4 protein-coding genes and 2 pseudogenes are annotated in these 3,829 nt (G+C 36.7%); all 6 read left to right on the plus strand.

What is annotated here, in order from left to right:
* The coding region (locus ME1_RS07065) for an HNH/ENDO VII family nuclease (protein WP_004864952.1) at nucleotides 1-378 on the plus strand (378 nt) is incomplete at its 5' end.
* A 20-nt stretch (nucleotides 379-398) separates the two neighbouring features.
* Nucleotides 399-863 (plus strand): SMI1/KNR4 family protein, encoded by a 465-nt coding sequence (locus ME1_RS07070; protein ID WP_004864953.1) that lies wholly within the window; start codon nucleotides 399-401, stop codon nucleotides 861-863.
* Between the two features lie 105 nt (nucleotides 864-968).
* Nucleotides 969-1,496 (plus strand): annotated as a pseudogene (locus ME1_RS07075) (SMI1/KNR4 family protein); the annotation flags it as partial.
* Between the two features lie 176 nt (nucleotides 1,497-1,672).
* Complete coding sequence (locus ME1_RS08305; RefSeq protein ID WP_004864955.1) at nucleotides 1,673-2,629, plus strand: HNH/ENDO VII family nuclease; 957 nt, start codon at nucleotides 1,673-1,675, stop codon at nucleotides 2,627-2,629.
* Nucleotides 2,626-3,090, plus strand: coding sequence for an SMI1/KNR4 family protein (locus ME1_RS07085; RefSeq protein WP_004864274.1), 465 nt, complete (start codon nucleotides 2,626-2,628; stop codon nucleotides 3,088-3,090). Before ME1_RS08305 ends, ME1_RS07085 begins: the two co-directional genes overlap by 4 nt.
* A 101-nt stretch (nucleotides 3,091-3,191) precedes the next feature.
* Nucleotides 3,192-3,656 (plus strand): annotated as a pseudogene (locus ME1_RS07090) (SMI1/KNR4 family protein); the annotation flags it as partial.
* Between the last annotated feature and the right edge of the window lie 173 nt (nucleotides 3,657-3,829).

Raw genomic sequence — 3,829 nt, forward strand, 5'->3', positions numbered from 1 at the left:
ACTTACAAGGGAGAAAAAATTACTCAGAAAAACAAAGTCTATCAGAGAGAAGATCTGTTCGATCCTAACAGAATTACTGAGTGGGAAGGAAAAAATGGAACAGTAACAGGAACAAATATTGAGAGGATGAAAACAGGAAGAGCACCTATAGGTTTTGATGGAAGGCCTGTTGAGTTGCATCATATGCTGCAAACGCAAGATGGCCCCATAGCAGAGATTAGCTGGACATTTCATAAAGGCAATCACTCAGTTATTCATATTAATCCTAACACGATGGGATCTGGTATTGATAGGGATGCATTTGCTTTGTGGAGACAGAAATACTGGAAAGAACGTGCTAAAGGTTATGAAAATAAAGATATGGCAACTAAAAAATAATAATTTATGGAGAACAAATTATGAAAATTTACACTTTAGATGATGTTGCACAATTAGTGGATAAATATAGTGATCGTGTTAATTTTGGTACTGCAGATAATGCGGTTAATGATGTCTTAATTGAAAAGGCTGAGAAAACTCTTGGTTTACAATTTACATCATCTTATAAGAGTTTTTTGGAAAATTACGGAAGAGGAGAAATTGGTTGTGATGAAATATTGAGCGTTCATCGTACGGACTTAGAGATTGCCCGGAGTGATGATATTGTCTATAATCATCTACTCGATATAAAAAATGGTTTTGCAAGACCACAACAACTCGTTGTTTGTGCAAATGACTTTAATGAAATATTTTACTTTGATTATTCTCAGTTTCAGGATGGTGAATGCCCACTCTATTTCAGATTTCCATCAGGAGATCCCCTTTATTATGCAAGTAATTTTTATGAATTTCTCTGTAAAAGAATTATAGCTAATTTGGAATAACGCTTTTTGTCGGGCGGTTTCCTTTTGAAATACACTGTTAAAGCTGCCATCCTTTTTTGTTTTCAAAAATGCAAGAGTTGTTAATCACTTTTAGGGGGATCATCTATGAAAACCTACACCTTAGATGATGTTGCAGTATTAATTGATAAAGTGAATAAATATGATGATGATATTATCCATTTTCGTACTGAAGAAAATGCGGTTGATGATCTCGTTATTGAAAAGGCGGAGAAAGCTCTCGGTTTACAATTTACAACGTCTTACAAGAGTTTTTTAGAACATTGTAAAGGCGGGGATATTAGTGGTGAGGAAATTTATAGCCTTTATAAGGACTGTATAGCTATTCCTGTTAATGATATTGTTTTCCAAAACTTAAACGATAGAAAACGTGGCTTTGTGACATCAGAACAGCTCGTCGTGTGTGATGCTGATTCTGGTGAAACCTTTTACTTTGATTATACTCAGTTTCGGGATGGCGAATGCCCACTCTATGTCATGTTGCCATCTGGCGATTCCGAATATTATGCCAGTAATTTTTATGAATTTCTTTGCAAAAGAATTAAAGAAAGTGTGGGAGCTGAGATACCTGAAGGTGATCAACCGATTGAAAAGATTGAGAACACTCCCACTCCGCTGGTGATGTCAATACCGGTGCTGATGCTGCAGGCAATGCTGCGGAAAACAACTATCTCAGCAGCGCTCAACAAGCGCAGAAGAAGAAAGAGTTGGAAGAGTGTTTTGACGATCAGTGTCGAAAAAACGTTAAAGAAAAATGGCATGATATTGATGATGAGCAAGATAGGGTTTTTGTGTCAGCTGCAACGGCTGGTGCGATTACTGGTGTTGTAGAAGAATTAAATGATACCGTTCATGGCGTTGTGGAAATGGGGTTAGCTATAGTTAGCAATCCAATTGAGAGCGGTAAAAAGGTTGTTAAAGGCGTTGGAACGGCAATATCTTGGGCCACGAGTGGACATGTGATTGATGATGTTTACGGAAGTTTTGGTCAATTCTGGGGAGGTATTAGGGATTCCTTTGTCGGGCATATAAATCACATAACAGAAACAATGGATAAAGAGGGAGGGGATGGAGCACTCGGTGCTGGTTTTGAATTCGGCCAAATGATAGGTAAACCACTAGGAACAGTGGCCGAAGTGCTCGGAGGAGCTGGGTTAGCCAAGGGTGGCGCAAAGCTTGCAGAGAAAGGCATTGGCAAACTCACTTCTCAGGTTGAAAAAGAAGTTGCTAAGGTGGGTGGCGAAGTTTCTCAAGCACTCGGAAAGATGAGTGATGAAGTTGTTGCAACTCAATATTTTGGGCAGGAAAGAAAATTCTGGTCAGCGGATCCCATTGATGCTGAGTTTGAAATAACTTACAAGGGAGAAAAAATTACTCAGAAAAACAAAGTTTATCAGAGAGAAGATCTGTTCGATCCTAACCAGATTGTTACTTGGACAGTAAACGGCAAAGAAGTAAAAGGTACAAATATTGAAAGAATGAAGACAGGAAGAGCTCCTCTTGACGCTGATGATGACCCCATTGAATTGCATCATATGTTGCAAACACATGATAGTCCCATAGCAGAGGTTACCAATGAGTTTCATAAAAAAAATACTGCTGTTATTCATATTAATCCCAACACAATGGGATCAGGTATCGATAGAGATATTTTTGATAGGTGGAGATCCAAATATTGGAAGGACCGCGCTAAGGCTATAGAAGAAAAGATAAAGCTAAAACAACAATTTATGGAGAACAATTTATGAAAACTTATACTTTAACTGATGTTGCACAATTAGTGGATAAATATAGTGATATCATAAATTTCGGTACTGCAGAGGATGCAGTTAGCGATGTACGGATTAAAGAGGCTGAGAAAACTCTCGGTTTGCAATTTACAATTTCTTATAAAGATTTTTTAAAAAATTATAAAGGAGGAGAAATTGGTTATGAAGAAATTTTTAGCATTTATAACGCAAGTTTTGAGGATCATCCTGCTGGTGATATTGTGTACAAAAACTTAAACTATAGAAAGAAGGGCTTAGCAAAACCACAGCAACTTGTTGTTAGCAGAACTGATTTTGGTGAGACATTTTATTTTGATTATTCTCAGTTTCAGGATGGCGAATGCCCACTTTATGTCGAGTTACCATCTGGGACTTCAGAGTATTATGCAAGTAATTTTTATGAATTTTTATGCAAAAGAATTACAGCTCGTATAGAATGATGTCCTTCGTATGGCAGTTTTTCTTATCAAAAGAAAAACATTATTATCTGTGGGAATGAGTTGTGATCTATAATGAATAATCACTTCTGGGGGGATCATTCATGAAAACCTATACCTTAAATGATGTCATAGAATTAGTTGATAAATATGAAGGTGATATTGTCAATTTTTGTTCTGAAGAAAAGGCGGTTGATGATATATGGATTAAAAAAGCTGAAAAAACTCTTGGTTTGCAATTCACAACGTCTTACAAAGCTTTTTTAAAAAAATATGGAGGAGGAGAAATTGCTGGTTATGAAATCTTTAGCCTTTACAAAGATTGTGTAGAGTTTCCTTTTAATGATATTGTTCACCAAAACTTAAATTATTATAGAAAAGAAGGTTTTGCAACACCAGAACAGCTTGTTGTGAATAGAACAGATTTTGGTGAAACATTTTATTTTGATTATACTCAGTTTCGGGATGGTGAATGCCCACTCTATGTCATGCTTCCATCTGAAGATTGCGAATATTACGCCAGTAATTTTTATGAATTTCTCTGTAAAAGAATTATGGAACATGTTGGGGGAGGAATGACGATGCAAACCAAAGACGCAACAGAGATTTTAAAAAAAGTTGGTTGGGAGCCTCATCGAGATGAAATAGGTGATATGTTTGCTTATTATCACCTTCCCGATCGCATAGTGCGTATTCATTATGGTGTCATAGATTATGGACAGGATAGCGGTAGGTTATGGGT

It is taken from the genome of Bartonella vinsonii subsp. arupensis OK-94-513, from assembly GCF_000278235.1.
In the GTDB taxonomy this organism is placed as follows: Bacteria; Pseudomonadota; Alphaproteobacteria; order Rhizobiales; family Rhizobiaceae; genus Bartonella; species Bartonella arupensis.

Bases quoted from the DNA above. Each gene is read 5' to 3' on its own strand.
- ME1_RS07070 (WP_004864953.1), top strand. From the start codon at position 399: ATGAAAATTTACACTTTAGATGATGTTGCACAATTAGTGGATAAATAT.
- ME1_RS07085 (WP_004864274.1), top strand. From the start codon at position 2,626: ATGAAAACTTATACTTTAACTGATGTTGCACAATTAGTGGATAAATAT.